Here is a 3909-nt window from a genome sequence, read left to right on the forward strand (position 1 = left end):
TAAACATCATATCCTGTTACTCCTACATTATCTGTAGATGCTGACCAGTTTAAGGTTAATGTTGTTTGGGTTACGTTAGATGCTGCTAAACTACTTGGCGCTGTTGGTGCTTGTGTATCTGCTTGTGAACCTATTACTACTGTATAATCTTCAGTTTCTCCAAAATCATATGACCCACAGGCTGTTGGTACAGTATTGTAACTTAATATAACTCGCATTCTCGTTGCTCCTCCAACAGCTCCTGATGGTACTGTAAAGAATCCGCTAACTGGAGTATCTGTAGACGCTGCTTTGGTCCAAACTCTTTCTCCTGAATCAGAAAAATCTCCATCCTTGTTATAATCTATAAACACACCATAACCTTCATTATAAACTCTACCTGTCCATTTTGGTGTGATTGTAATTGTATGAGAAGTCCCTTTTGCTAGGTTCGTTGAAATTCCTGTATGATCAGAGTACCCATTTCCTGGTCCTGAAGTATTATCGATACTTCCTAATTCTACTCTTCCAATATATTCATCTGAAACACTGTCTCCTTTTGATGAACAGTAACTAATTGTTACCGCAGTAGTAGTTGCATTTGCTGTATTACTAGTTGCTGAAACATTTCCTGCTGCATCCTTTGCTTTTACGGTAAAAGTATACGCTGTACTTGCTGTTAATCCTGTTACATTATATGAAGTTGTTGTTGAACTTCCTATTTTAGTTGTTCCTTGGTATACATCATATTCTGTTACTCCAACATTATCTGTTGATGCCGTCCAGTTTAAGGTTAAGCTTGTCGCTGTTATTGAACTAGCAGCTAAACTTGTTGGTGCAGTTGGTGCTTCATTATCATCAGCAGCATTACTTGTAAATGAGCCTGTAAACACTCCTCTACCATAGGTAGATGCAATTACTTTATTTGATGTATGATCTCCACTTACATTCCAGTAATCAAATGAAGTAACACTAACATCACTCATTCCATTATATGCTTGATTCCAGTTAGGGTTTGCATCATTAAAGTTAGACGTTGACCAAACTCCTAATTGTGTTGCTAAAATAGCTTCTGTTCTATCTAATGGATTTTGTAAAATATCTCTTACAGGAATATTTGGCAAATTCCCTTCTTTACTTACCCAGTTTGTACCTCCATCTGAAGTAGCCCAAACACTTGTTACTCCGTAGTTGTGTATCGTTACAAAAATATCATTTTCTGTTGCTCCGAATCTTACTGAAGATACTGAACCAACAAAAGGTGTATTTATACTTGACCAAGTTGCATTTGAATTTGTAACATTTGTTAACTTTAACAACTTACCATTCGCTAGTCCTACATACCATGCATTATTGGTAAAAGGAGATGCTTGAAAAGCAGTTGGACTCGCATCTAGTAATGCATTTGTAATGTTTCCTTTTGTATTTGAACCTACATTAATACTCTTAATAGACTTAACTGTATTTGTAGAAGCGTTTGTTAGTAAACGATTTACATCATCATCATACCCCATAGGGTTTACGAAATCTCCTGTTGATTCGTTTAATAATGTTGTAGCACCCCCTTGTCTTCTTCCAAGACCATTCCAAGGTAAGTTGAACCTATATATAACATTTCCTACATAAGTAGCAATCATGTAGTCTCCATCTTTATCAACAAAAGTATAGAATCCATCACCATCACTTAGTTCTGTAGAGCTATTTACACCTGCTACAGCATTTCTAAAAGCTTGTGTCCCATTATCTTGTGCTCCTGCACTAAATATTCCGTCAACATCTCCAGCTCCATCTGGGCCAATTCCTGCTTTTACAAATTGCGTTACATTGTATCCTTTATTTCTAACACTAATATTGGCACCAGCGTTACTAGAGTAATAAATCCCTCCATCATTTCCGAATAAAACTCTTGAAGAATTATTATTACCGAAGGCAATAGAGTGCTGATCTGCATGCACATTTTGATAACCAAAACCTCCATACCAATGTGATAACTGAGACCAAGACGAACCTCCGTTTGTAGTTTTAAATAAATCGATTCCTCCTACATATACAATATTATCATTTGTAGGATCTGCTTCAATTACTAAATCATAAAATGCTTGTCCTCTTGTGAAATCTGTTGAAGATATTCCTGAATCTGCATCATTTGGTAATGATGTTTCACTTGCTGTAGCAAAAGCATTCGTTGTTTTAAAAATATGTACTGGTGTTGAACCAGAACCTTGTGTTAATGCATAAATTTTATTTGCATCGGTTGCTGAAGTTTCTAATTCAACCCTGTTAGAATCATTTAATGGTGAAGCCGCTGCTTCTGTCCATGTTGATCCATTAGTAGAACTATAAACTCTTCCTCCTCCTTCTCCTAAAAGAGAATTAATAGTTCCCATCCAGAGGGTATTATTAGCTCCTACTTCAAGATCGTTAGGAACGTAATAATAATCTTTTGCGTTTTTTGTATAACGCATGTTAGCAGATTGGATTCTGTTCCATGTTGTTCCGTTATCAGTTGAACGGTATAATCCAGCTGATTGTAGTCCTAAAAAGTTTTTAGGGCTTGATGAATCACCATATACATGTGCTCCAACGGCAACAAATAATTCAGTTGAGTTTCCATTATCCCATGCCAATACATCATTTACAAAATGTATTCCTGATAAGAAAATATTACTTGCATTATAGTTTATTACGGCATCTCCAGCTGCTGGAATATTTACTGCATTCCAATTTGTTCCTCCATCGGTAGTCACATATACTCCGTTACCTACAACATCTCCTGCTGTATATTGCTCTCCAGTACCAACATACCATCTGTTAGAGTTTCTAGGATCTACAGTAATTGAAGTTACTGATAAGTTTCCTGGTACATTTTGAACTCTTGTCCATTGTGAATTTGCATTACCAATGTCAGTGTTTTTCCATAAACCACCACTTACTCCACCAGCATATACGGTATTATTTGTTGCATCATTTGGATCAAATAAAATAACTCTTGTACGACCTCCAACATTATTTGGTCCTCTTTCAGCCCAAGAATTTCCATTTTCTCCAGGATTTTTTTGTTGCGCTCTTTTTTTTAATAAATCTTCTCTTAGTTTTGCTAAACTTCCATCTTCCATTCTTCCTGTAGCTGGATTCATGGTAAGTAACTGCATTTGATCAAAATACCTATTAGGTGGTAACCCTCTAAGTTTTCTTTCTTTTTTCCCCCATTTTAACGATTCATTTAAAGGGCTTTCTTTTAAAAAAGTAGTGTGTTTTTTACGTTGTTCGGCTAACTCATTAGCGATGCTCTGCTTCTTAAGATAGTCTGAACCAATAATTGAAACTGCTGCAACAGACAGACCTCCAATTAAGATTTTAAACTTTTTGTTCATTTGAATTAATTTAATTAAATAATTTATTGTTAATTCCTTAGCTCTTTTTTATTCTTTTCTTTTTTTCAATAAATAAATACTTCTTGAACATTTTGCTATCTCCTTTTGATAATTTAAGGAGTTCAATTAAATTTAAATTATAAAAGTAAAATCTGAATAAACCACTCAGATTTTACTTTTATAATTTAAAAGGTTTATTTTTTTAATACTTTGGTTGTAAGTAACTTCTGACCGTCGTTAACTTCTAAAATATACATACCTGTATGTAGGTCTGAAATATTTAAATTAGAAGAATTTAAACGCCCTTCTTTTACTACTTTGCCAATTGTATTTGTAATTTTATAACTTATTGTTTCTGCTTTTGATGCAAACTTAACTTGTATAAAATCTAATGCTGGATTAGGGTATGCCATTAAATCAATAACATTTTCATCTCTTAACGGGTTTGTTTCAACATTAGCAAATGTAGTATTGAAACTAGAAGAACTTGCTCCTGTTATATTAACCGTATAATCTTCAACTTCTCCGTAAGAAAAAGCTTCACATGCTGTTTGAG

The 3909-nt window shown here is 34.5% G+C and carries 2 protein-coding genes; both read right to left on the minus strand.

From position 1 onward, the window contains the following. Window positions 1-3353 (minus strand): GEVED domain-containing protein (locus ACKTSW_RS09620; RefSeq protein WP_408025050.1); only part of this gene is annotated, 3353 nt, incomplete at its 3' end. A 194-nt stretch (window positions 3354-3547) separates the two neighbouring features. Then, the coding region (locus ACKTSW_RS09625; protein ID WP_408025051.1) for a T9SS type A sorting domain-containing protein at window positions 3548-3909 on the minus strand (362 nt) is incomplete at its 5' end.

This window comes from Tenacibaculum sediminilitoris (assembly GCF_964513795.1).
In the GTDB taxonomy this organism is placed as follows: Bacteria; Bacteroidota; Bacteroidia; order Flavobacteriales; family Flavobacteriaceae; genus Polaribacter; species Polaribacter sediminilitoris.